This is a genomic window from Acinetobacter radioresistens DSM 6976 = NBRC 102413 = CIP 103788 (genome assembly GCF_006757745.1).
Taxonomy (GTDB): Bacteria; Pseudomonadota; Gammaproteobacteria; order Pseudomonadales; family Moraxellaceae; genus Acinetobacter; species Acinetobacter radioresistens.
Genome location: NZ_AP019740.1, coordinates 555,781 through 581,479, shown reverse-complemented (window position 1 = coordinate 581,479; position 25,699 = coordinate 555,781). Strand labels below are relative to the sequence as shown.

Below are 25,699 nucleotides of genomic sequence, written 5' to 3'. Positions count from 1 at the left end.
TAAATATTTGATTTATATAGTAATTAAACAGAAACTAAGACTAAAGCATAAATGAAGTCTGGACCTGAAAGACCTATCTTTTCATAAACTGAAAGAATAAAACAATGATGAAAGGGAGTTATAAAAATGGTGAGTGCTTATGATGAATTACCGCGCACCCCTGCAAATTTCGTGGCACTTTCCCCTCTACGTTATCTAGAACGTGCGGCATATATCTACCCTCATCAGGCAGCGATTATTCATGGTTCACGCCAGATTAGCTGGCGGGAAACCTATCAGCGCTGTCGGCAGTTTGCCGATCAGCTGCAAAAGCTGGGTATCCAGAAAAACGATACTGTATCGGCGCTTTTGCCAAATGTGCCTGCGATGATTGAGGCACATTTTGCTGTACCAATGGCAGGGGCAGTTCTGAACACCTTAAATACCCGCCTGGATGCCAAAACCTTAGCGTTTATGCTCGAACATGCAGAGAGTAAAGTTTTACTGGTCGACCCTGAGTTTTCTACTTTAGCAAAAGAAGCGCTGGGACTGGTTTCACAAGATATTTATGTCATTGATGTGGATGATGCCGAATATGAAAACTGCTTTAATGCACCCATTGGTGAAATTGAATATGAAGACTGGCTGACTGAAGGCAATGCTGATTTTGAATGGCATCTACCGCAAGATGAATGGGATGCTATTAGTCTGAACTATACCTCAGGCACTACCGGCAACCCCAAGGGAGTGGTTTATCATCATCGCGGTGCGTATATCAATGCTGCAAGTAATATCATTGCCTGTGGCATGACGCCACGTGCAACGTATTTATGGACCCTGCCCTTATTTCACTGTAATGGCTGGTGTTTTGCCTGGACCATGGCAGCAAATGGTGGGACCAATGTCTGCCTGCGCAAAGTTGACCCAGAACTGATCTTTAAACTGATTGCCGAGCATAAGGTGGATTATTTCTGTGGAGCTCCAATCGTGCTTTCCATGCTGATCAATACACCAGCAGAGAAACGAACTTATTTTGATCATCGCGTTGAAGTCATGGTGGCTGGTGCTGCGCCACCTGCTGCAATTATTGAAGGCATGCGTAATATTGGTATCAATGTTACGCATGTTTACGGATTGACAGAAACTTATGGCCCATCTGCACTTTGTGCATCACAGGCAGGCTGGAGTGACCTGACCATACAGGAGCAGGCACAATTACATTCACGTCAAGGTGTTCCATATCCGCTTCAAGATGGTATGAAGGTACTTGACCCAGAAACCATGCTACCTGTGCCAAATGATGGACAGAGCATGGGGGAAATCATGTTCCGCGGTAATATTGTCATGAAGGGTTATTTAAAAAATCCGGAAGCAACAGCAGAGGCGTTTAAAGGGGGCTGGTTCCATACCGGTGATCTCGCCGTATGTCAGCCTGATGGCTATGCCAAGATTACTGATCGTGCCAAGGATGTAATTATTTCGGGCGGAGAAAATATTTCATCACTTGAGGTTGAAGAGGTGCTTTATCAGCATCCGGCAGTGCTAACTGCTGCAGTAGTTGCCAAACCGGACCCACGCTGGCAGGAAGTACCCTGTGCTTTTGTGGAGTTAAAAGAGGGTATAAGTATTTCTGCGGAAGAACTTACTGAACACTGTAAACAGGGACTAGCCCGCTTCAAGGTGCCTAAAGAGATCATCATCACTGATATTCCGAAGACCTCCACCGGAAAATTGCAAAAATTTATTTTACGTGAATGGGCCAAGGAGCGCTCAGTAGGTGAATTTGGCTAAAATAGCCAATTCTAAATGACGTACTCCATACCAGCCAGCTTAACTGCTGGCTTCCATTAAAAATAGGAGTAAGTAAAATGGCGGATTTAAACCGTTTTATACAAGCTCAGGCACAATATTATAATCAAGCACTGGATGAGCTTAGAACCGGACATAAGCGCAGCCACTGGATGTGGTTTATCTTTCCACAGCTTAAAGGATTAGGGCATAGCCATGCCGCGACCTATTACGGTATCAATAACCTGGAAGAAGCCCAAGCTTTTCTGCGTCATCCAATTTTGGGCCAGCGTTATCTGGAACTCTGCCAAGTTCTAGCTGACTTATCTGAAACAGATATTCATATAATTTTCGGCTCGCCTGATGACATGAAATTAAAATCCTCTTTAACACTGTTCAAGAGAGCCAGTGAGCACAAAAATCCTTTATTTCAAGTTTTGCTAGACAAATATTTTCAGGGAGCTGAAGATCAGCGAACGTTGCAGCTTTTATCCCATTCTTGAAGTAAAGATATAAATCTCTATATAGTTATATACATAGCAAGTTAGATAAATTATTAAACTTTATCTATTTCATTATTTTAAATACTATAAAAATCCTATTTACATAAGGAGAATAGCAGTGAGCAGTAAAACTACTACGCGCATGACCCATTTATTTCAGCAGCTCGGGCTTGATTCTTCTGAAGCAGCTATTGCTCAATTTATTGAACAGCATCAACTGGCTGCTCCTGTCTATATCAGTGAAGCTAATTTCTGGACCACTGCACAAAGCCAGTTTATTCGGGAACACATGAAGTCAGACGATGACTGGGCCATTGTCATTGACCAGCTCAATGAATCACTGCATGAAGATTCAGTTAAAAAATTATAATGCATTCAGTGATTATAATAAAAAAGCGGCATATATACCGCTTTTGCTTAACTGTGTTATCTCTGATCCGAGATTAAAGCAACCTGCTGGATATAGTTGACCAGTTTGTTTTTAGATTCAAGCAATTCTTCTTCACTTACCTGCTTGGCAACATCACGCTGAATTCGCAGCAGATGTTGACGTAAAGTATGGCGTTCAGCAGCATTATAAAGTTTTACAAACTCATTAATAACCGGATTACCCTGGTCAATAATACGGTCTACCCAACGCATGAGCTGTGCCTGTTTTTTTGCACCTTGCTGTGGCGTCAGGTAAGAGAGAATCATGGTTTCATCTTCATTACGCAGCAGCTTACCGATCCGCTGGAATTGACGCCGACGGGCTTCATGTGAAGTTATTGATTCAACTTCCAGTAAAGCGTCTATTAAACGCTCTTCTACCGGCAGCTTCTCAATTTGCTTACGTGGCAGCTCTGCCAGTTGTGCACCTAAAGCAGCCATGCGCTGAACTGCTTTTTTTTGTTCAGTTTTACTTGCACGTCCCTCTAAAACTTCAAAGTCTTCTTCAGTAAAACGTGTTGGACGACGCGCCACAGTTATTCAGCCTCATAAAATTTTGCTGCAAATAATGCCTGAATTTCCGATAAAGCTTTTTCTTCATCCGGACCGTCAATCACAATTCGCAAAGTGGTACCCTTACCTGCACCAAGCATGAGTAAGGACATAATATTTTTTGCATCAATCAGTTTATCATTTTTACCGATCTGAATTGAAGAACGAAACTTGGTCGTAACCTCAATCAACTTACCTGATGCACGCGCATGTAAACCTAGTTTGTTAATTACGTCAACTGTTGTATCAATCATGACCAGTGCTTCATTTCTCTATGTAAGACCTGAATAGACCATTGTGCCTCAAGCGATTTTTTTAGTCTATCCACGATATAAACTGAACGATGTTGCCCACCCGTACATCCGATCGATACTGTCATATAATGACGATGGCCTTTGGCAAAGGCCGGGAGCCACTTGTTGAGAAAGTGGTAAATATCCAAGAACATCTCATTGGGTTGATCACTTGATTCAAGGAATTTTCTTACCGGCTCATCCAGTCCCGAATACTTGCGTAATTCCAGGTCCCAATGCGGGTTGGGCAAATGCCTTACATCAAATACATAATCTGCATCTAATGGAATGCCATGCTTATAACCGAATGACTGTAAAATCAGGATTAAACGGTTAGCTTGGCCCAATTTTGAAAGCAAGGTGTGTTTCAGGTCATGTACACTTTTATCAGTCGTATCAATATGTACAGTGGCACGAAACTGAATAGGCATGAGCAGCTGTTTCTCTTCCTGAATACATTCATTCAGGCTCTTAAACCGGCTCGCCAAAGGATGCGGACGTCGTGAAGCACTAAATCGCGCAATCAGTTCCTGATCCTGTGTAGTCAGATAAATGACATCAACTGACCCATGCTGTTGTAACTGCTCAAAAACCTGATCAAATTCTTGTAAATCGGCCCGGGTACTACGTACATCTACACCAAGTGCCAGCTGCTCAAGATTATTTTCACGATCTAATTTTAAAACAATTTCTGTCAGCAATGCCAATGGCAGGTTGTCGATACAGTAATAACCCAAATCTTCAAGAACCTGCAATGCAGATGATTTTCCTGAACCGGATTGTCCTGTCACGATCAAAATACGCTTCATGGCAATAACTGTCCTTATTATATCTTTATGCTTCAGTGAGAATAATTGACCTGCAAGTTGTCAATCAGACGTGTATTTCCAAGCTTGGCTGCTACAAACAATACAAGACTCTGATTAAACTCATGTACAGCCTGGAGCTCAGGCGTGCGCGCCTCTACATACTCCACAACCAGACCCGCCTGTGTCAATTGGCTTTTCACATGATCTAACACTTGTGATAAAGCTTGGCCCTGCTGTAACTCGAGTTCAGCATTTTTTAAACTTTGATAAATTGACGGAGCAAGCTGACGTTCTTCAGTACTCAGATAACCATTACGTGAACTCAAAGCCAGTCCATCTGCAGCTCGGGTAATTGGCACTCCAATGACCTCGAGAGGCAAATTCAAATCACGTACCAGCTGGCGAATGACTGCCAATTGCTGATAATCTTTCTGGCCAAAAAATGCATAATTCGGCTGTACTATATTAAACAGCTTGGTTACGACTACAGCTACACCATCGAAGTGACCCGGACGTGATTTCCCACACAGATCATCCGTAATTTTACCCACGCTAATATTGGTCAGACGAGGTTGTGAACCATACATTTGCTCTACACTTGGTGCAAAAATTATATCGCAGCCAGCATCTGCCAGCAGGTGACTATCCTGCTCCAGGGTACGCGGATAATTTTCGAAATCTTCATTCGGCCCAAACTGGATTGGATTTACGAAAATACTGACGACAACAACATCACATAATTTACGTGCCTCACGCACTAAATTCAGATGACCTTCGTGTAAATTTCCCATAGTCGGTACAAAACCGATAATTTTACGCGCTGTACGAGCAGGATTTAGAGAGGCACTTAATCCTTGAATGGTCACTTCAGTTTTCATAAATTACAACTCAACCTGGAAAGTATGTTCTCTAGCTGGAAAAGACTGATTCTGTACTGCCTGATGGTAGGCCTTGAACGCATCCAGAATCGCAGTTTCACCACTTTGCTCTTTCATAAAATTACGCACAAAGCGTGCTACACGCCCAAAAGACAGTCCCAACATATCCTGTACGACCAGTACTTGGCCATCCGTCTCTGCACCAGCACCAATACCGATCACTGGAGTATGCGGAAACAGTTCAGTAATTTCTTTACCCAGCTGGGCAGGTACACATTCGAGTAATAATACCGCTGCCCCTGCTTCAACTAATGCTTTACAGTCAGCAATTAGCTGATCAGCGGCTTCACGACTTTTTGCCTGTAGCTTGTAACCACCGAGAACATGAACAGACTGCGGCGTTAGACCAAGATGTACACAAACCGGAATACCATTACGGGTCAGATTCTGTACTGTTTCAGATAACCATGCCCCACCTTCAATCTTGACCATCTGAGCACCGGCCTGCATTACGATGCGAGCATTTTTGAGCGCATCTTCCAGAGTGGCGTAACTCATAAAAGGAAGATCAGTCATAATCATGGCATGCTGATTACCACGACGCACTGCAGCAGTATGATAAGCCATATCTTCAACCAGTACCGGTAATGTTGAGTCATGACCCTGAATTGTCATTCCCAGTGAATCACCAATCAGAATAGAATCAATTTCAGCAAGTTCCATGGCTTTTGCCATACTGGAATCATAGCAAGTCAGGCAAGAAAATTTACGCCCCTGAGCTTTGAACTGTCTTAAATCACTCAGACTAATCATGAAGATATCCTCTTGCACAGTATCTTAAATATATAGATTAAATGCTGGCCCATTGTTCATCGGCCAAAACAGTAAGTTCTGATTGCTGGACCAAATCCAGTTGTTGAAGTAGCTGTCCATTTACGCTGAGACTCACATTCAGATCAAGCAGTGGAATAACAACAAAATCCCGCTCCAGCAGTCCAATATGTGGCACATTCAGCCGTTCATGTTGTATAGACTGCTGACCATAAAGCAAAAGATCCAAATCTAGTGTCCGCTCGCCCCACCTGCGTAGACGCACCCGCCCGGCTTCCTGCTCAAAAGCTTGCAACTGATCTAATAGAGGCAAAGGCTCAAGCACAGTTTCAAGCTGTGCTACGGCATTATAATAATGCGGCTGGTCTTGAGGCCCCATAGGCGGACTCTGATATAACCTGGAAACTTTTACCGGCCCCAACGTACTAAGTCTTGATACAGCTTGAGTTAAAATCTGGCGTGAGTCACCGAGATTGCTGCCTAGGCCAATATAAGCAATGGTACTCATTGTGTTGGTCCAAATACCACTTGACTGAGGTCACGCTTTACCCGTTTGCGCTTCATAATCGGATGATCACTATTGAAGTCTCCCACAGATTCTGCTGCTTTAACCGCTTCATGATCAACCTCCGGCTTACGTGCTTTTCTAGCACGTCGGCTACGCGGTTCGGGGATATCGACTAAGGGTTCAATTTCCAGATGCTTTACTTCATCCAGTACATCTTCGTTCTGTTTACGGCGATTCTTGGCACGCTGCCGGTTATACTGACTAATAGTTTTTTCTTTTTCATCAGCTCCCATATTCTGGTAAGCATCCCACCATTGCCCCATTCCCTGAGTCGTTGGGTCCCCTGCCTTCTCACGCAATAATAAAAAGTCAAAGCCGGCACGGAAACGCGCATGGCTGGCCAAGGCTTCAATTTGCTGAGGTTTCGGGTTCAGCAAACGGCTCTGCATTTCCCAGACTTCACGAATAAAGGTTTCTGCAAAACGTGGAATAACAGTACGTGTGGCTTGACGCTTAAGTACATCCAGCCCAGCCTGAGCACGCGCCTCAGCAGCGACAATACCTTTACCGCTATAAAATTCATAGCGCTCCAGGAAGGGCTCCCAAAGTAGTACAGCATAGAAGAATGCTGGATTAATAGTTTTACCGATCTGAATACGATGATCAGTATTTTTCGCAGCCAACTCTATAAAGGCAGTAATATTCGGGCGGATATCTGCAAATAACTGCTTCCAGATATCAAAATCAATAAGCATCGGTAGCACACGTGCCAGGTGCCCCATAGTAAACAGCTTTTGTGATTCGTCATACAAACGGTGCGGAGACACATCACGGAGCAGTTGTGCCAGCTCGGCTGTAAAAATTTTCAGAATAGCTGGATCAATTTTGAAATTCAGTTTAGCTGCAAAACGCAAAGTGCGTAGCATCCGTACTGGATCTTCTTCAAAACGCTGTACCGGATCACCAAGCAAACGCAAGGTTTTATTTTTGATATCCTGAACCGCATCACAAAAATCAAGCACAATACCTTTATGCGGCTGATAATACAGGGCGTTAATAGAAAAATCACGGCGGGAAAAGTCTTGTTCGATACTGCCCCAGTTATTATCACGCAGGATCATGCCTGAGGCACTGGTCACAGCTTTTTTAGGAGGAGCACGAAAAGTTGCCACTTCAATCAGTTCACGGCCAGAATACACATGAGCCAATTCAAAACGGCGGCCAATAATACGGCAGCGACGCCCAAATACATCCTTGATCTGTGAAGGAGTTGCATTGGTTACAGCATCGAAATCTTTAGGGTTTAACCCCAGCATCAGGTCTCTTACACCGCCACCAACGATATAAGCTTCATAACCGGCCTTGGTTAAACTTTCGATAACATCTAAAATAGAAGAAGGTAATTGAGTGGTTGATAAACCACATTTTGACGCGCGCAAAGTTTGCAAAAGACGCTGTCTCCTACGTCAGGACGTAAATTTGCTAAGATGCTGTAATCATAGCTCCAACATGATTAAAGGGCAATTTGAATCTCAATATTGCCCTATTGTTTGTTGAGTTCTTATATCAACTAGCGTAACAACTTACAATGTCAGACGCGATTTATTTTTTTCAAATAGCTTGGGCCCAATGCCTTTGACCTTCTGCAAATCTTCGATGCTATTGAATTTTCCATTTTTGTTACGATATTCCACAATTGCCTGAGCTTTCTTTTCGCCCACGCCACTCAGTGCCTGCTGCAACTGATCAGCAGTACCACGGTTCAGGCTCACTTTTTCTGTACTGATCTGGGCTGCTGCTCCCGATGACATCGTCATTGAACCAGTTTGCTGCAATAGGCGGCGGTCGTGATCCAATTGCTGGTTTTTCCATTTCAAATAAGAATCATCAAACTGTTGTGCCTGTACCTGACCGGCACTTGCTAGCCAGAGACATGCCAGCAAACCCAACATTAAAGATAATATTTCTTTTAACCGGAAAAATTTATTGCTGTTTTTCATCACGATATAGAGCTCTTCATTTTAATTGTTGTTTAGCTTGCTCCCAGAGTTGATCCATTTCTTCCAGACTCAGCTGTTCTAAAGTTCGCTGTTGCTGTATGGCCTGATCCTCGATAAAAGCAAAACGGGTTCTAAATTTATGGATGGTTGAAAGTAAAGCCATCTCACTGGGAACATGAAGTTTACGGCCTACATTGATCAGTGAAAATAGACAATCGCCAAACTCATCCATAATTTCATCGGAATTTTGATGATATATCGCCTCTTTCAGTTCGAGCAACTCCTCTTCAAGCTTTCTATAAGCACTATTTACATCCGGAAAATCAAAACCGATTTTTGCCACATTCTTCTGTATTTGTTCGGCCTGAACTAATGCTGGGCCATGCTTGATTTCATTTAGCCGGGCAGCAGGCTTACCTTGTTTTTCCTGCTGCTTAATCTGTTGCCAGAGCTGGCTGACATCTTCTTGAGTTAGACGATCAGATTGTTCAGTTTTAAACACATGGGGATGACGACGCACAAGTTTCTGACAAATCGCCTGGACCACATCCTGAAAATCAAATGCACCTTGTTCACTGTACATCTGCGCCTGGAATACTACCTGTAGCAGCAGATCTCCTAATTCATCACGGATTTCGCTTATATCGCTTTCACGTATTGCGGCTTCGACCTCATAGGCTTCTTCAATTGCATAGCGTGTCAGGCTTAAAGGTGTTTGTTCGCGATCCCATGGGCATTTTTGCCGGAGTTCCTGCATAATCGCCAATAGCTCCTTAATTGACTGCTCTGAATTTTTCATCTTTTGTCCTGCTTTACATTCACCTGTGCCAAATCATGTGGCTTTTGTTAAGATAGGCCTGCAATAACAGTCAGGCTGATTGTTAATAATTAAAATATCAATAAAGAGAATAAGTATGACAAACAGTATATTGATCAGTGGTGCAGCTCAAGGAATTGGCGCCGCAGTTGCACGGCTCTTCTACCAGAAGGGTTACAAAGTTGGTCTATATGATATTAACTACGCACAAGCACAGCAATTGGCACAAGCTTTAGGACCCAATGCAATGGCGGGGCAACTGGATGTTTCCGACTATCATCAATGGAACATGGCATTAGACGACTTTGTTAGCTGGGCTGGAGAGCTCAATATTCTGGTTAATAATGCAGGAGTTTTATACTCTGGTGCTTTTGAAAATACACCAATTTCTGCCCATCACCGTACAGTTGACATTAATATTAAGGGTGTAATAAATGGTTGCCATGCAGCTCTACCCTACTTAAAAACAGCCACTTTTTCCCGCGTGATCAACCTCTCTTCTGCCTCAGCTATTTATGGACAGGCTGACCTGGTTTCCTATTCAGCCAGCAAGTTTGCAGTACGCGGTATTACCGAAGGGCTTGATGTAGAGTGGCAAAAATTTGGAATTCGTGTTTTAGATGTTATGCCATTATTTGTGCAGACTGCTATGGTAAAAGATATGGATGCCGGCACCATCCAGAATATGGGTATTTCATTGACACCAGAAGATGTTGCTCAAAAAATTTATCAGCTTGCCAATATGAAAACTACTTTTTTAACTCCTACACATCAGCCAGTTGGCCTAAAAACCAAATTTCTTTTTCAGCTTTCACAAATCAGCCCGCAATTTATAAACCGCCTGACTAATCTTGCTTTAAGCCGAAAAAAATAGATTAAAAAATTTCTACTTCTACCGATTAAAATAAAAATATGCTTCTCACTGGAAGCATATTTTTTCAGAAATTTTAGATCTAATTACCTTGAACCAGACGGCGTGCGCTGATAATTCCTGGTTGCTGCTCCAAACGGGCAAGCAAACGTGATAATTGTGCCAGCCCTTTAACCTCAATTAACAACTTCATATTGGCAATACCATCAGCTTCAGAGATAGTATTGACCTGCCGGATATTGATCTGGTCTGCAAAGATGACCTGGGTTAGATCTTTAAGCAGACCACGACGGTCATAGGCTTCTACCACAATCTGCACACTCTGGCCACGAGTAGGCTGCATTTCCCAGTCTGCTTCAACTGCACGCTCAGGCTCTTGACTGATCATACGCATATAATCCGGGCATCCTACCTTATGAATGCTGACTCCTCGGTTTAAGGTAATATAGCCTGCAATACTTTCACCATGTACTGGCTGACAGCATTGGGCAATATGCAACTCGACATTGTCCAGCCCGTCGATCAGAATACCATGCGCCGATAAAGTATGACTGGCACGTGGATTCAGTGTCGGTTTGAGTACCAGCTCAGGCTCATCCTGATCGAGATGCATGTGGCGGTTCACCTGATTAATCAGGGCATGCAGGCTCAGGTCTCCATTCACCAGCCCAATCAGAATATCATCACCACTTTTAACGTTAAAATGATTGCAATAATCACTTAAATCAATACTCTTTGGATGAATTGCCAGACGCGATAACTCTTTATTCAGCAGGTCACGCCCCACTTCAAGATTTTTGCTCCGGTCCTGCTGTCTGAACCAGTGACGCAACTTATCGCGTGCTCGCGCGGTGCGAATATAACCTAGAGAATTCACCAGCCAGTCCCGGTTCGGTTCCCGGTCTTTTTTGGTAAGAATTTCTACCTGCTCACCTGTTTTCAGGCTGTAGGTTAAAGGGACGTAACGCTGGTTGACCCGTGCGGCATAGCATTTGTTGCCGACTTCAGTATGTACATGGTAGGCAAAATCAAGTACGGTCGAACCCCGGGGTAATTCTTTAATGTCACCATCACGGCTAAAGACATAAATTTTCTCAAAATCCTCAAATTCTTGAATATGCTCAAAATTCTCGGTTTCATCACTCTGCTGATAGCCACTACTTTCATTACGCTCCTGATAATGCTCAAGAACCGCCCGTAAAGAATGCAAGCGATGATTAAAGGAATGGTCAGTGGTTTTAGAACCTTCCTTATAGTTAAAGTGTGAACATACACCAAGCTCAGCTTCTTCATGCATGTCATAAGTCCGGATTTGAACCTCTAGAGACTTATTTTCTGCAATTACTGCGGTATGCAAGGAGCGGTAACCATTGCCTTTAGGGTTGGTAATATAGTCATCGAACTGATGCGGTATATGTCGCCAGATTTGATGCACGATCCCGAGAGCGTGATAACACTCTGGTACGCTGTGCACGAGTACCCGCAAAGCACGAATATCATAGAGCTGATCAAAACTTAAGCTCTTGCTTTTCATCTTACGGTAAATTGAATAAATATGTTTGGCACGGCCGGTAATCTCTGCCTCGATCCCGTAATCAGCCAGTTCATTTTTCAGTTTATCGATGACAAATTGAATATAATGTTCACGTTCCAGACGTTTTTCATTGAGTAAAGATGCAATTTCTTTATAACGCTCAGGAGCCAAGTAGCGAAATGCCAGATCCTCAAGCTCCCACTTAAGCTGTGCAATGCCCAAACGGTGCGCCAGTGGCGAGTAAATCGTCAGAATTTCCCGTGCTACCCGCTCCTGACGCTCTTTAGAAGACTTAGCCAGTTCACGCAAGGCATACGTACGTTCAGCCAGCTTAATTAAGACCACACGCACATCTTCAGTGACTGAAATCAGCATTTTATAAATGCCGGTCAAATGCTCGCGCTGATTATTATTAAAATGATCTTCGAGACGTTTATTTTTTTCAATCAGTTCAGAGAGTTTACCCATGGCCAAGGTGCCCTTGACCAAGTTATAGACATTCTCACCAAATCGTTCCTGCACCAGTTCAAGACTGGTAATCCCTTCACGTACACTGCGGTACAACATAGCCGCTGAGAGCGTATCTTCATCTACATGCAGATGCGCCAGAATATCTGCCATTTCCACACCCGTATAAAAGGTGTTGGATCGGTGATTGACGTTGGTTTCCAGCTCTTTTTCTAATGTTAGCTGAGCGACTTCTTCTAGCTGCTTCAGCTCTGCCCCACCCAGAATATCACGCACGCGGTCTAGCCATGAGACTAAATCCAGCTGTGCTTCTTCGGCATGCTCGACAGTCGCTTCATCAGACAACTCGGTTAGTCGTCCAGGAAGCTGCTCACGTACTGTGACCATACCCTTCTCCTATACACATGTAACTCATGTTTTTTAATCGGTTATCTTGTTAATTTTTTCAAATAACACAATTGATTCTACGTGCCCGGTATGAGTAAACATATCCATCACACCAGCTTTTTTTAACTGATACCCATGCTCTACCAAAATACCTGCATCTCTTGCCAGAGTTGCTGGATTACATGAAACATAAACGATTCTTTTCGCATTAAAATTAGGAAGATAATGCATTACTTCTTCTGCTCCTGCCCGCGGAGGATCAATTAATAATGCATCAAAACCCTGCTTTGCCCAAGAATGAGAAGAAAAATCTTTTGTTAAATCTTGTGAATAGAAATGCACGTTCAATAATTCATTGCTACGGGCATTTTCAGTACCGCGTTTAACCATATCTTCACTTCCCTCTACAGCAATTACTTGACCGGTCTCACCTACACAGCGAGCCAGAGGTAAAGAAAAGTTTCCTAATCCACAAAACAGGTCAAGTACACGCTCACCTGGCTGTAGATTTAGCAAATTACATGCCAGACTGACCATTTGCGAGTTCACTGTAGAGTTAACCTGAGTAAAATCTAGTGGAGAAAAAGCAAAATCGATATCGAACTCTTCCAGACGATAATGCAAATAATTTGATGCATCCGGCTGATCTAGCCGATACAAACTCTCTGGTCCAGCAGGCTGCAAATATAGTTGCCACTGCCTGCTTAACGCATATTGTGTTAACTGGTTGACATCAACTTGAGGTAATTTCTCTATATTACGAATGACCAAAGCAATATCGTGATCACCCATGGCCAATTCTATATGCCCAATGGCTGCTTTGGCTGTTAGACTTTCGAGTAACAATTGTAGCCCATTTAAGTGGTCAGCCATAGCTCGGTCCAGCACCTTGCAGGTCTGAATAGAGACCAGATGATTAGTTTGACGCTCACGAAAACCAAATTTCAGCTTTTGCTCTTTAGCTAAAAAGCGCACCCCTATACGGGCTTTACGACGGTAGTCTTCTCGGGTCGAACGTAAAGCGGGTAGCCACTCTTCAGGTTCAATGGCAGCAAAATGCTTAAGATGTGAAGCTAGGACATCTTGCTTGAAACGGATCTGTTCATCTGGGTGCATATGTTGAAGACTGCATCCTCCGCATAGACCAAAATGCGGACAGACGGGTTCAATCCGATATGAGGATGGCTCACTCAGTAATTGAACACTGTCTGCTTCTTCCAATCTTTTGGTGTGATGAGTGATTCGGGCCTGAACAGTTTCGCCTGGCAAGGCACCGGTAATAAAAATCTTTTTACCCTGCTTTTCTGCCGGATGTCCCGGCTCATTTCCATAGTGAGCAATACCCCGTCCTTCATGGGAAAGCGCCTCAACCTTAAATACATAGTGCGCAGGTTGAGCCGAACGCGGTTTAGCTTTGTGTCTCAAGGAAATAACCTAATCTCTAACTGTAGGAAAAATATAATGTGAAGTAAATTCGGTATGTTGCGAACTGTCTTGCCACAGGCGAACAAACTCGGCCTGTTGCGGCTGCTGGCTTAAATACGCAATTGTGGATTGAATCCAGAAACGATGATCCTCTGCAAGCAATTGACCTTTCAACAGTAGCCAGCGCAGATAGATCAACCAAGTATTTAGCACATCTCCTTCACAGTGTTGGCTTAGCTCTAGCCATTCACCATGCTGTACCTGCTCAGACACTCGGTAACCTTCTGTACGCTTGCCCGGATAACCCAGCAATTGTGCAGCGTCATCAAGTTTCTGAAAATTGCGACCATTAAACATGGCCATCACGTCCATTAGATCGACATGACGGTGATGATAACGGTTCTGGTAATTATTATAGCGCTTCTGAATATCAATTTCGCCCTGATCAAACAGGCTCGGAGCAGAAAGACCATGATACATGGTGCGAAATAAAATAACGGGTAAGTCAAACTGTGACCCGTTCCAGCTCACCAGAATTGGATGACGCTTTTCAAAAATGGAAAGAAACTTTCTGAGAATCTCTGCCTCAGCATACTGCTCCTGACTAAAAGAAAATAGCCGCATGCCATGTTCATCAACCCAGAGGCCTGAAATACAGACAATCTCGTGTAAAGACAGACGCTGAAAATCGGTCCCTGCTTCTTGGCGACGCAGCTTAATCAAAGCCTGTTCAAGCTCATCATCCGGTAAATCCAGATTGTACAGGTGCGCACCTGCCTTCAAGTCGGTCAGTGTTTCGATATCAAAAATCAGGACAGGTAAGCGCATGTAATTCTCTTGAATAATTATTTATCTTCAGCTGAAAACAAACCGGTAGACAGATAACGGTCACCACGATCACAAATTATACAAACGATGACGGCATCCGGATTTTCTTCTGCAAGCTGTAAAGAAGCCCAGACCGCTCCACCTGATGAAGTTCCGGCACTAATTCCCTCTTCCCGGGCCAATCTGCGCATAGTGCGTTCAGCCTCAATCTGTGGAATGTCGATCGTGCGGTCAATACGGCTACGGTCAAAAATTGTAGGAAGATATTGTTCGGGCCAGCGGCGAATACCTGCAATACTTGAACCCTCAGATGGCTGCAAGCCCACAATCTGGATATCCGGGTTCTGCTCTTTAAGATATTTTGATACCCCCATAATGGTACCGGTCGTACCCATAGAGCTGACAAAATGGGTAATTCTACCCCCCGTCTGTTTCCAGATTTCTGGTCCTGTGGTGAGATAATGGGCCTCTACATTGTCCGGATTTCCAAACTGGTTAAGCACCAGACCTTTACCGTCCTGCTCCATTTGCAGCGCGAGGTCACGGGCACCTTCCATTCCCTGCTGTGGTGTCACCTCAATCAGCTCAGCACCATAAGCCAGCATAGCATCTTTACGTTCCTGACTCATATTGCTCGGCATGATCAGCTTCATTTTATAACCACGCATAGCCGCTACCATTGCTAGCGCTATACCGGTATTTCCACTTGTGGCTTCAATGAGCGTATCACCCGGTTTGATCTGTCCACGCCTTTCAGCCTGCATAATCATATTATAAGCAGGGCGGTCTTTTACCGAGCCAGCTGGATTATTTCCTTCAAGCTTGGCTAGCACAGTCGCTCGAGTGTGGCTAGCCAAGCGCTGTAAACGTACCAGTGGAGTTTTTCCAACATAATAGTCCAGCAGAAATTTATCCGCGGTAAAGTCAGGGGTCATCGTTGTCATTGTATGCACCTATATCGAGGTGATCAGTATTGTATGAAAAAATGCTTGCGCCTGCACTCATTTAACGTGCTTTTCTTAAAACCACTTAATGCACGGCCAGTTTTATATAAAGCATGCTAATATGCCTGCATGGGGAATGAACAGCTCAAGCCATGTCGAATCTGAATAAGAAACTATCCAAGCGCCTACATTTAAATCATGCCTATGGGCAGCTTATTGCCTTGATTTTTGTCCCCATTATGGTTCTTGCATGTGTTGGCGCGGCACTGGTTTTAACTGAAACTTCGAATGCGGCTAAGGCCCAGCAGCGCCATACAGCCACTGCAATTCTGACTCGCTATGAGCATGTAGCCCAGCAGTTGTTTTATTTGCTTAGTCAAAACCCCGACCGTTACACTCAAGCACGTAACATTCTACAGTACATGTTTATTGAGCAGCACCTGCAAGGTGCCATGATTATTGATAAAAATGGTAAAAGCTATTTGGATATAGGCTTCCAAAGCGAGCCATCCCAAATAAAGCCTCCACAAAACTCTATCTTTTTTGGACCTGTTTCCTATCATCACAATCATCTTTATGGCTTGCAGATATCTTCTGATCCAGCCAATAAAGCTTGGCTGGTTATTGAAATGGACAACCAGCCATTGGAAATTGCGCGTTACCGGGTCATGATAGTGTTGATCGCTACCGGGCTTTTAACCTTATTATTGCTGTTACTGTGCCTGAATTTCTATTCACGGCGCTGGATTGCACCGATGTATGAGATCCGCATGCAGCTACAGCGGTTAAATGTCGATACTTTAGACCAGCACATTATTATTAACAGTACTGGCGAGCTGAGACTCTTACAGCGCGATATTGCCAATGTAGTGAAACGCCTACATTTTAGCTTTCTGGAGCTAAAAGAACATACCGAACAGACTGAAGATGACCTGCGCCGGACACTGGACACCCTAGAGGTTCAGAATATTACTTATCGTCAGGCACGCGATCAGGCAATTTCTGCAAATCAGGCCAAGTCAGTATTTCTAGCCAATATCTCGCATGAATTACGTACCCCGCTAAACAGTATTGACGGTTTTATTCACTTGATGCTAAGGCAGGATAATCTTAGCAATGAGCAGAATCTGTATTTGCAGACTATCCGTAAATCTTCTGCTCACCTGCTGGCCCTGATTAACGATGTACTGGATTTTTCTAAAATTGATGCCGGTAAGCTTGAGCTTGAAACTGCACCATTTGACCTTGAGGAAGCTATTTTTGATGTAATGGATATGCTGTCACCCCTTGCCGCACAAAAACAGATCGATATGGCATTTTATTATGGTGATGATGTTCCGCAATATATTGTAGGTGATGTACTGCGCTTCAAGCAGATTCTGACCAATTTGATTTCCAATGCAATCAAATTCACCCCAGATGGCGAGATTATTGTCCGGGCGCGGATGGAACAAGATGGTATGGAACAATGTCTCTTACATTTCAGTGTGCAGGATAGCGGCATTGGTCTGAGCGGTACTGATCGCAAAAAACTGTTTGAGTCTTTCTCACAGGGTGATACTTCGGTAACACGCCAGTTTGGAGGAACAGGTCTAGGGCTTGCAATCTCTAAACAGTTAGTACACCTGATGCAGGGACAAATCGGATTTGAAGATAATCAGGAGCGTGCACCTACAGAAAAGGGCTCAACATTCTGGTTTACCGCCATGTTTGGCGTAGAAGATGAGCATGAACAGCAACATCCGAATTTCGAACATATTCATGTTTTATCCTTCTTGGCCCATCCAGCTACTGCTAACGTATTGCGTCATTATCTGGAAAATTATCAGGTTAAGCATACTGAGACACAGTCAATCCTGGATCTGTTCAGCCGCCTGAACCAGCTAAAAGACCAGAGTGAGAATACTTGGCTCATTGTAGACCATAGTGGTGACAGTGAAGCATTACTAAAAGAAATTCGTAGCCGCTATTCGGGACATCTTGCTGTTTATGGATACCAGATGGTGCTTGAGCCGAATATTCTTACTGAATATCGTGCACGTCCTCTGTATCAGCCTCTTAGCCGTACCGCATTAATTCAGCTACTCAGCAACCAGCCAGTATTTGAACAGGATAGCCTTGAAAGTTTTAATGGCCGTGGCTTGCATATATTGGCTGTCGATGATCACTTACCAAATCTGATTGTACTTGAGGCATTACTAGGCGAGCTTAACGTTACAACCACCAAAGCGCTCAGTGGGCAGGAAGCACTAGATATCCTGCATCATCAGATTGAGCGCAAAGAAAAACTATTTGACCTGATCTTTATGGATATCCAGATGCCGGTAATGTCGGGAATTGACACCACCCGGGCTATCCGCTCACTGGAGTCAACGCTAGAGGGAGAAGTCCATCTACCGATTATCGCCCTGACTGCTCATGCTTTAGCCGATGAAAAAAATAAACTGCTGAAAGTAGGGATGGATGACTATGTCACCAAACCCATTCAAATTGATCAGCTGATTCATATCCTGACGCAGTGGACCAATAATCAGTTTAATCAGCCTCCCGCAATTGAAAGCGGTATTTTACTTGATGCTCTAGACCCTGAAGTTCTGGACTGGCAACAAAGCCTTCAACTGGCAGCGAACAAGGAAGACCTGGCCCATGATCTGCTTAAGATGTTGGTGGACAGTTTTCCGGCTGAACTGGCTGAAATGCAGCAATTGATTGAGCTGGAAGATTTTCCCCAGCTTGAACATGTACTGCACCGTCTATATGGCGCCACCCGTTATGTAGGTACGCCCAAGTTACAGGAGACCAGCGGAAGTTTTGAACAGTTTGTCTCTACCTTGCGCAAAGAACGCCGTAAGGCAGATGAAGCTTTTATTCAGGAAACCTTAAACCGTTTTGATGAACTAACAGCAATCATTCATGAAGTTGAGACTGCTGCCCGGCACATTCTGGATGCTTCTTAAAGCAAATTAATTGACTTAAATGCAAGACACAGCTCATTTACGTGACTCGGCTGTCATGCATCTGAGGTCATGCAATGGTATGCTCAGCCTCAAGAGAGAAAATAAGAGTTAGAAAAATGGCACTACTGCGTATAGAAAAAAATAATGGGATAGCGATAGTCTATCTGAACCGGCCAGAGAAACGTAATGCAATGAGTTTTGCTTTGTTACGTGAACTGGTCAGTACAGCCAAAACTATAGAAAAAGATCGTTCCATCCGCTGTGTTATTCTAACAGGTGAGGCCAATGTATTTAGCGCGGGTATTGATCTGGGTGACCTCAATAATCCTAAAAACCGGGCCTATGCTGTTTGGGAGCTGCTCAAACCCGGTCAAAGCCTTTTCCAGAAAGCCTTTCTGGTCTGGCAAAACCTGCCAGTTCCGGTAATTGCAGCCCTCGAAGGTTTCTGTTTTGGTGCTGGAATGCAGCTTGCACTGGCTGCCGATATTCGCATTGCCCACCCTGAAACAAAGATGTCGATCATGGAAAGTCGCTGGGGCCTAGTTCCTGATATGGGTCTGTCACGTTCTTTAAAAGGTCTGGTGGGTATAGATCTGGCTAAGGAATTAACACTGACCGCACGGATTTTCAAAGCTCAATATGCCAAAGAAATTGGTTTAGTAACTCATTTGGATGAACAGCCTCTAGTACGGGCTCAAGCTTTGGCACAAGAAATGCTGCAACGCTCACCTGATGCTTTACTGGCTGCAAAACGGGTTCTGGAAGCAATGCAACATCAGCCAAAACAGTCATTACGGCTAGAAAAAATCTGGCAATTCAAGTTATTACTAGCAAAAAACACACGTCTTGCCCGTCAAAAAGATAAACGTCCTGAAATTGAATATCTGCCGCGTCAATACAAATAATAGAGAGCGAGACTGATGAGTTTTAACCGTGACACTCCAATAGCATTTTTAGGCATGGGACTGATGGGAAGCCGCATGGCTGCACGCCTGATTCATGCCGGCTTTCAGGTCGCAGTCTGGAACCGGACAGCTTCTGCTTGCGCCCCCCTGCTTGACACAGGTGCAAAAGCATTAGATCTGGAGCAACTGGGACGTTATAAAATTATTCTGACTTGTCTGGCAGATGATCAGGCTGTCCAGCAAGTTTTCAACCAGATCCAGCCCTATTTAAAACCCGGCCAGACCATTGTAGATTTTTCCAGTCTATCAGTAGATAAAACCCTGGAACTGGCACAGGCAGCCCGACGGCAACATGTCAACTGGATTGACTCTCCCGTATCAGGGGGTACAGCAGGAGCCGAACAGGGAACACTAGTGATTTTCGCTGGTGGAAATGCTGAAAAAATTCAGGACCTCACCTTAGTCTACAATGTTTTGTCACAACGTGTGACTCGTATGGGAGAAACAGGCACAGGTCAGGCGACCAAAATCTGCAACCAGCTCATTGTTGCGGCCAACAGTACATTAATTGCCGAAGCAGTTGCACTAGCAGAACAGGCTGGTGTTGATACCCGGCTATTAGCTCCTGCACTTGCAGGTGGTTTTGCCGACTCAAAACCGTTTCAGATTCTTGCTCCGCGTATGGCTACTCATGTATTTGAACCGGTACAATGGAAAGTGCAGACTTTATCAAAAGATCTAGGAAATGCAGTTAAGCTGGCAGAACAGTTCAAACTTGATATACCTGTAGCAAAGCAGGCCTTAACACAGTTAACTTCACACCAGCAAAATGGTTTTGCGAAAAAAGACCTGGCTACCGTGATTCAGCAGGTCAAATCTTAATTGTTCAAGGAATGAAAATATGAGCAAGCTTGCAGTCAATCTGTCTATGATCTTTACTGAAGTGCCACTCATTGAGCGTTTTGCACTTGCTCATGCGCATGGCTTCCAGCATGTCGAAATCCAGTTTCCTTATGAGCTCGAAATAGAACAGATTGCCAGACAGCTGCACAAATACAAATTGGGTCTATGTCTGATCAATGTACCGGCTGGCGACCTGATGCAAGGCGGTAATGGCCTAGCAGGAGTCCCGGGGCAGGAAATTGCCTTTCATCGTGCTCTTGAACAGGCCATTGATTATGCTATAGCACTTAAAGTACCCAGTATAAATATACTGGCCGGCAAACAGCCCGAAGATGCAGATTTACTGCCTTGTCTAAACACCTTGGCACACAACTTGAAACTGGCCTGTCACCTTGCGACAGAGCAGGGAATTCAGCCAGTTTTTGAGATGATCAATGCCACAGACATGCCACGCTTCTTGGTACAAAACATAGCACAGGCTCAGGAAATGCTTGAAGCAGTCAACCATCCAGCCTTAAAAATGCAATATGATTGCTACCATATGGCAATGATGGGTGAAGATGTGTTGGCATCCTTGCAAGAAAATATTGCTTCAATTGGACATATCCAGTTTGCTGACTGCCCGGGACGACATGAGCCTGATACGGCCCAGATTTCTTATTCAGAGATTTTCACTTGGTTAAAGCAAAGTAAATATTCAGGATTTATTGCCGCAGAGTATAAACCAAGAGCTCACTCAAACGCTTCTTTTCACTGGAAAAATAAATATTTTCCTGATCAGATTTAATACATAAAATGTTACGCGCGATAATTTGAAATCTGTTCATAAAAGCGCTATATTAGATACTGAATAATAGTCTGGAAAATATGTTTTTTATGAATTTAGAACCATCGCCCAGCGTGTCTAATTCTTACGATCTCGCCATGAATTCTCAAAGCCAGAGTGTGCAGGAATGCTTAAAAGTTGTGCACAATGCTTTAACCGATGTAAAAGCTAAAGATATTATTGAACTTGATGTCAGTTCAATCAGTAATGTTGCTGATGCAATTGTAATCGCAAGTGGTACATCAACACGTCATGTAAAAGCTTTGGCTGATAATGTTGCTGATGAAGCACGTAAAGCCGGTTTCCGTCCTATAGGTATTGAAGGTGAACGTGATGCAGAATGGATCCTGATTGATTTAGGATATGTAGTGGTACATGTGATGCTACCTACTGCACGTAAGTTCTACGATCTAGAAAGCTTATGGCGTAATGCACCCGAATCTGTAGCGTAAAACTCCCTGAAAAAGCGACCTCTTCGGTCGCTTTTTTATATTTAATACCTTTTTAATAATTCATTATATAAAGCTGTTAAAAAACCGATATGCCACTTATTTTTTGGATATGATCTGTTTTTTTTGACCAGTTTAAGTCGAATAATGCATAAAATTTCAAACCGGTTAAATCCTCCTGAATAGCAATATTTAAAACTCCCTATTCTCCCGCATTCAATATGAAAAGGTGAGGCAGCATATTGCCCACCATTTTAAAAGTATTTATTTCGAGCAAATATACTATGCATTACTACTCCTATTAAGTAAGGTATACGGATTAAAGATAGAAGATATAAGGCGTAAAACAGATCAATTATTTTCTTTAATATATTTTTTATAAAAGAAATAGCAATTTAAATTAAACCTGCAGGCTTAACCCTGCCAGTCTATAAGACAGTAGATTCAATATAAATAATAGAAAGGGTTATAAATGATTTCTTTAATTTTTAATAAATACCATAAAACAGATGAGGAAAGCTAAATTGAATACTATATAGTAGTTTAGAATAAATTTTGTTTGCCTACATTAAATAAGATTATAAAAAAAGCCACCCTAAGATGGCTTTCATTATTTTTTAGAAATTAGTGACCCGTGCCATTAATTGCTTTGGTCATATCCTCGACCACTTTCTTCGCATCACCGAAAATCATCATAGTTTTTTCGTTGTAGAACAGGTCATTATCGAGTCCAGCATAACCAGTTGCCATTGAACGTTTGATTACCATGATAGTACGTGCCTTATGCGCTTCAAGAATTGGCATACCATAGATTGGCGAGTTTGGATCATCTTTAGCAGCCGGATTGACCACATCATTTGCACCAATTACCAGTACCACGTCAGTTGCTGGGAAATCTGAGTTAATCTCATCCATTTCCAGAATATCTTCATAAGGTACATCAGCTTCAGCAAGTAAAACGTTCATATGCCCCGGCATGCGGCCTGCAACCGGATGAATTGCAAACCGTACAGTAACACCCTGCTCTTTTAACAGATTGGCTAATTCCTTGACCGCATTTTGCGCACGGCCTTGCGCCATTCCATAACCTGGCACAATTACTACACTGTCTGCATTTGACATCAGGAAGCCAGCATCATCAGCTGAACCTGAACGGTGGTTACGCTGCACCTGCTCACCTGCGGCTGCACTTCCTGCGACCGCAGTACCGCCCATTGCGCCACCAAACAGTACATTAATGATAGAGCGATTCATGGCTTTACACATGATATAAGATAAAATAGCACCTGATGAACCCACCAGTGAACCTGCCACTATCAGCATATTATTTTCCAGGGTAAAACCAATACCCGCAGCCGCCCAGCCAGAAAAAGAGTTAAGTAACGAAACCACTACCGGCATATCACCACCGCCAACCGGTGCAATCCATACCCAGCCAAAGACCAGTGCCAAGATAGTCATTGCCCAGAATGCCTGCATGTTTCCTGTTGTAAAGAAGTAAAAACCGCATGCTAACATGGCAATAAAGATAATCGCCTGTACTGGTTTTACCCAGCCACCAGAGATCGTTTTAGCCCATTTCTTTGCAGCCAGTTTACCGTAAGCAAATACTGAGGCTGTAAAGGTAATTGCACCTACAAAACAACCCACAAACAGTTCAAACAGGTGAACCTTGTTCATATGGGCATGTTCAACTCCAGCAGCAGTCAGGGCCGCTTCATTTTGTAAAAACAATGCGCTGAGCTGGTTATTATGCAGAATGGCTGCTATCGCAATCAGAACTGCTGCCAGACCCACCAGAGAATGCATTAAAGCTACAGTTTCCGGCATCTGAGTCATCGGTACAGTACGTGCCCGGGCAATACCAATTAACCCGCCCAGTACCATTGCTCCTACAATCATCCAGATGACTGGATGATCTGCAACAAAGAATGTAGTGATTACCGCAATCGCCATAGCAATCATGCCATAACGGTTACCAGCAATCGCTGTTTTAGGGCCTGATAAACCGCGTAAGGTCAGAATAAAAAGAATGGCACCAATCAGGTAGAACCAATCCGCATTTGCTCGAATAAATTCCATTTATTAGCCCTCTTTTTTCTTTTGCTTTGGCTTAAACATTTCAAGCATGCGTGCCGTTACAGCGAAACCGCCAAAAATATTAATACTGGCCAGAAAGACTGCGATTGCACCAAGTACACTCACTACATTGATGCTCTGGAACGCTACATTTGCATCTACACCAAACACAGGCATACCTACTGTCTGAATCATGGCACCCACAATAATAATTGAGGAAAGTGCATTGGTTACTGCCATCAACGGTGTATGTAATGCCGGAGTAACGCCCCATACCACGTAATAACCCACAAAGATGGCTAGGACAAAAATTGTAATAGTTTCAACCATGAGCAGTCTCCTTAACCACGTTTAAGCAGGACTTGGCCATTGTGAGTGACCAGCAGGGCTTTTTGAATTTCGTCTTCCAGGTTAACCGTAAAGTTTTTTTCTTGATCAAACAGGGTTTCGACAAAATTGAATACATTACGGGCATACAATGCTGAAGCTTCTGTCGCCACAGTGGCAGGAATATTCGGCACACCCAGAATTTTTACACCATTACTGGTCGTGACTGTCTCACCACATTTAGAGCCTTCTACATTACCGCCTGACTCAACTGCCATATCCAGAATGACTGAGCCCGGTTTCATCTTGGCCACAGTTTCAGCTTTAATAAGACGCGGCGCATCGCGGCCAGGTAGCAGTGCCGTAGTAATTACAATATCGGCATTGGAAACAGCTTTATCAACAATAGCGGCCTGATCTTTAATATATTGTTCACCAGGCATCCAGCCGTAACCATTTTTTGCAGCTTCCGCAGCACGTTGCTGCTCTTCTGCAGACATGGGTACATCCAGCCATTTGCCACCCAAAGACTCAACCTGATCTTTTGCAGTTGGACGCAGGTCAGTTGCTTCAACTACTGCACCCAGGCGCTTCGCTGTTGCAATTGCCTGCAGGCCTGCAACACCCACTCCCATGACTACTACACGGGCGGGCTTTACAGTACCAGCCGCGGTCATCAGCATTGGGAACATACGTTGATATTCATTGGCCGCCAGCAATACCGATTTGTAACCGGCCAAGTTGGCCTGTGAAGACAGTACATCCATATTTTGTGCACGAGACAAAGTACGGGGCAACAACTCAAGGGCAAATGCAGAAACCTGTTGTGATGCAAACTGATCAAGCTCAGTATTACGATATGGATCAAACATTGCCACAACCGTTGTATGAGGAGAAAGTTTCTGAATCTCCTCCCCTTTAGGTGCCCGAACTTTTAAAATAATCTGGCTATTCTGATAGGCATCATCGGTTATGGTTGCACCAACCTGTTCATAAGCGCTATCTATATAAGCAGCTTTAACCCCTGCTCCACGTTCAATAACGACACTATGACCAGCATTGATCAACTTTTTTACTGTCTCTGGCGTAGCAGCCACACGATTTTCACCGATAACAGTTTCGGTTGGGATTCCGATCTGCATGAGCGTTCCTCAAGCTAATTTTTCTTAAGTAAACATCGCCAAAAACGATGTTTCCCCCAGGATGTATTCTTGTTGAATTTCTGGATTCTAATTGAACCGTTTTAAAATACTACCCAATATTTATTTAATAAATACCTATATTTTGAACTGATGATTCATAAATATAAAAAATCCAACCATAAAATATAATTATTATTTATACATTAAATGAATATTTTTTATTCATTCTGTTTATTTTTTCTCCGTTCTTTCTTTTAATTTCCTTGT

25 protein-coding genes are annotated in these 25,699 nt (G+C 43.5%); 9 read left to right on the top strand and 16 right to left on the bottom strand.

Going from position 1 to position 25,699, the window contains the following annotated elements; genetic code table 11:
- The first annotated feature begins 126 nt into the window (after positions 1-126).
- The 3 genes from ACRAD_RS02680 to ACRAD_RS02670 all read left to right on the top strand — a co-directional run bounded on the left by ACRAD_RS02680 (position 127) and on the right by ACRAD_RS02670 (position 2,640).
- Complete coding sequence (locus ACRAD_RS02680; protein WP_005023514.1) at positions 127-1,770, top strand: acyl-CoA synthetase; 1,644 nt, start codon at positions 127-129, stop codon at positions 1,768-1,770.
- A gap of 77 nt (positions 1,771-1,847) precedes the next feature.
- The gene (locus ACRAD_RS02675) at positions 1,848-2,270 is read left to right on the top strand and encodes a DUF1810 domain-containing protein (protein ID WP_005023512.1); all 423 of its coding nucleotides are present in this window, start codon (positions 1,848-1,850) and stop codon (positions 2,268-2,270) included.
- A 142-nt stretch (positions 2,271-2,412) separates the two neighbouring features.
- Entirely contained in the window at positions 2,413-2,640 is a 228-nt protein-coding gene (locus ACRAD_RS02670; protein WP_016801106.1) for a DUF2789 family protein, read from the top strand.
- Between the two features lie 56 nt (positions 2,641-2,696).
- Here the strand turns inward: ACRAD_RS02670 and yjgA are convergent, their stop codons facing one another.
- From yjgA to mazG, 9 genes are all read right to left on the bottom strand, one after another.
- Complete coding sequence (gene yjgA, locus ACRAD_RS02665) at positions 2,697-3,233, bottom strand: ribosome biogenesis factor YjgA (protein WP_005023507.1); 537 nt, start codon at positions 3,231-3,233, stop codon at positions 2,697-2,699.
- 2 nt (positions 3,234-3,235) lie between these two features.
- Positions 3,236-3,505: an HPr family phosphocarrier protein gene (locus ACRAD_RS02660; RefSeq protein ID WP_005016209.1), complete on the bottom strand. Its 270-nt coding sequence runs from the start codon at positions 3,503-3,505 to the stop codon at positions 3,236-3,238.
- Positions 3,502-4,353 carry an RNase adapter RapZ gene (gene rapZ / locus ACRAD_RS02655; protein ID WP_005016211.1) on the bottom strand — a complete coding sequence of 284 codons (852 nt, stop codon included), beginning with the start codon at positions 4,351-4,353 and terminating at the stop codon, positions 3,502-3,504. The genes ACRAD_RS02660 and rapZ overlap by 4 nt, the downstream gene beginning before the upstream one ends.
- 32 nt (positions 4,354-4,385) lie before the next feature.
- Positions 4,386-5,231, bottom strand: a complete 846-nt coding sequence (panC, locus tag ACRAD_RS02650; protein WP_005016212.1) for a pantoate--beta-alanine ligase — start codon at positions 5,229-5,231, stop codon at positions 4,386-4,388.
- A 3-nt stretch (positions 5,232-5,234) separates the two neighbouring features.
- The gene (gene panB / locus ACRAD_RS02645) at positions 5,235-6,044 is read right to left on the bottom strand and encodes a 3-methyl-2-oxobutanoate hydroxymethyltransferase (protein WP_005023504.1); all 810 of its coding nucleotides are present in this window, start codon (positions 6,042-6,044) and stop codon (positions 5,235-5,237) included.
- Positions 6,045-6,081: 37 nt separating this feature from the next.
- Entirely contained in the window at positions 6,082-6,570 is a 489-nt protein-coding gene (folK, locus tag ACRAD_RS02640) for a 2-amino-4-hydroxy-6-hydroxymethyldihydropteridine diphosphokinase (RefSeq protein ID WP_005023499.1), read from the bottom strand.
- Complete coding sequence (pcnB, locus tag ACRAD_RS02635; protein WP_005023496.1) at positions 6,567-8,018, bottom strand: polynucleotide adenylyltransferase PcnB; 1,452 nt, start codon at positions 8,016-8,018, stop codon at positions 6,567-6,569. The genes folK and pcnB overlap by 4 nt, the downstream gene beginning before the upstream one ends.
- Before the next feature lie 135 nt (positions 8,019-8,153).
- Complete coding sequence (locus ACRAD_RS02630; RefSeq protein WP_005023494.1) at positions 8,154-8,570, bottom strand: ComEA family DNA-binding protein; 417 nt, start codon at positions 8,568-8,570, stop codon at positions 8,154-8,156.
- Between the two features lie 16 nt (positions 8,571-8,586).
- Positions 8,587-9,348, bottom strand: coding sequence for a nucleoside triphosphate pyrophosphohydrolase (mazG, locus tag ACRAD_RS02625; RefSeq protein ID WP_026055423.1), 762 nt, complete (start codon positions 9,346-9,348; stop codon positions 8,587-8,589).
- A gap of 136 nt (positions 9,349-9,484) precedes the next feature.
- Here mazG and ACRAD_RS02620 point away from each other — a divergent pair, with 136 nt between their 5' ends.
- Positions 9,485-10,261 (top strand): SDR family oxidoreductase, encoded by a 777-nt coding sequence (locus ACRAD_RS02620; protein ID WP_005023489.1) that lies wholly within the window; start codon positions 9,485-9,487, stop codon positions 10,259-10,261.
- Between the two features lie 79 nt (positions 10,262-10,340).
- Here ACRAD_RS02620 and ACRAD_RS02615 read toward each other — a convergent pair whose 3' ends face one another.
- The 4 genes from ACRAD_RS02615 to cysM are packed head-to-tail and all read right to left on the bottom strand — an operon-like array spanning position 10,341 to position 15,844.
- Positions 10,341-12,647 carry a RelA/SpoT family protein gene (locus ACRAD_RS02615; protein ID WP_005016224.1) on the bottom strand — a complete coding sequence of 769 codons (2,307 nt, stop codon included), beginning with the start codon at positions 12,645-12,647 and terminating at the stop codon, positions 10,341-10,343.
- 33 nt (positions 12,648-12,680) lie between these two features.
- Positions 12,681-14,072: a 23S rRNA (uracil(1939)-C(5))-methyltransferase RlmD gene (gene rlmD, locus ACRAD_RS02610; protein ID WP_005023487.1), complete on the bottom strand. Its 1,392-nt coding sequence runs from the start codon at positions 14,070-14,072 to the stop codon at positions 12,681-12,683.
- Between the two features lie 9 nt (positions 14,073-14,081).
- Positions 14,082-14,900: a 3'-5' exonuclease gene (locus ACRAD_RS02605; protein ID WP_005023485.1), complete on the bottom strand. Its 819-nt coding sequence runs from the start codon at positions 14,898-14,900 to the stop codon at positions 14,082-14,084.
- Positions 14,901-14,917: 17 nt separating this feature from the next.
- Positions 14,918-15,844: a cysteine synthase CysM gene (gene cysM, locus ACRAD_RS02600; protein ID WP_005023482.1), complete on the bottom strand. Its 927-nt coding sequence runs from the start codon at positions 15,842-15,844 to the stop codon at positions 14,918-14,920.
- Positions 15,845-15,996: 152 nt separating this feature from the next.
- Between cysM and ACRAD_RS02595 the strand changes: the two genes are divergently transcribed.
- The 5 genes from ACRAD_RS02595 (at position 15,997) to rsfS (ending at position 21,887) form a co-directional block, all read left to right on the top strand.
- Positions 15,997-18,801 carry a GacS-like sensor histidine kinase gene (locus tag ACRAD_RS02595; protein ID WP_005023479.1) on the top strand — a complete coding sequence of 935 codons (2,805 nt, stop codon included), beginning with the start codon at positions 15,997-15,999 and terminating at the stop codon, positions 18,799-18,801.
- A 116-nt stretch (positions 18,802-18,917) separates the two neighbouring features.
- Complete coding sequence (locus ACRAD_RS02590; RefSeq protein ID WP_005023477.1) at positions 18,918-19,706, top strand: crotonase/enoyl-CoA hydratase family protein; 789 nt, start codon at positions 18,918-18,920, stop codon at positions 19,704-19,706.
- 15 nt (positions 19,707-19,721) lie between these two features.
- Positions 19,722-20,588 (top strand): NAD(P)-dependent oxidoreductase, encoded by an 867-nt coding sequence (locus ACRAD_RS02585; RefSeq protein ID WP_005023474.1) that lies wholly within the window; start codon positions 19,722-19,724, stop codon positions 20,586-20,588.
- Between the two features lie 19 nt (positions 20,589-20,607).
- Positions 20,608-21,396 (top strand): hydroxypyruvate isomerase family protein, encoded by a 789-nt coding sequence (locus ACRAD_RS02580; protein WP_005023472.1) that lies wholly within the window; start codon positions 20,608-20,610, stop codon positions 21,394-21,396.
- An 89-nt stretch (positions 21,397-21,485) separates the two neighbouring features.
- The gene (gene rsfS, locus ACRAD_RS02575; protein ID WP_005016239.1) at positions 21,486-21,887 is read left to right on the top strand and encodes a ribosome silencing factor; all 402 of its coding nucleotides are present in this window, start codon (positions 21,486-21,488) and stop codon (positions 21,885-21,887) included.
- Between the two features lie 621 nt (positions 21,888-22,508).
- Here the strand turns inward: rsfS and ACRAD_RS02570 are convergent.
- The 3 genes from ACRAD_RS02570 to ACRAD_RS02560 are packed head-to-tail and all read right to left on the bottom strand — an operon-like array spanning position 22,509 to position 25,432.
- Positions 22,509-23,966, bottom strand: coding sequence for an NAD(P)(+) transhydrogenase (Re/Si-specific) subunit beta (locus tag ACRAD_RS02570; protein ID WP_005023470.1), 1,458 nt, complete (start codon positions 23,964-23,966; stop codon positions 22,509-22,511).
- A 3-nt stretch (positions 23,967-23,969) separates the two neighbouring features.
- Complete coding sequence (locus ACRAD_RS02565) at positions 23,970-24,293, bottom strand: proton-translocating transhydrogenase family protein (RefSeq protein WP_005016254.1); 324 nt, start codon at positions 24,291-24,293, stop codon at positions 23,970-23,972.
- Positions 24,294-24,304: 11 nt separating this feature from the next.
- Positions 24,305-25,432, bottom strand: a complete 1,128-nt coding sequence (locus ACRAD_RS02560; RefSeq protein WP_005023468.1) for a Re/Si-specific NAD(P)(+) transhydrogenase subunit alpha — start codon at positions 25,430-25,432, stop codon at positions 24,305-24,307.
- Between the last annotated feature and the right edge of the window lie 267 nt (positions 25,433-25,699).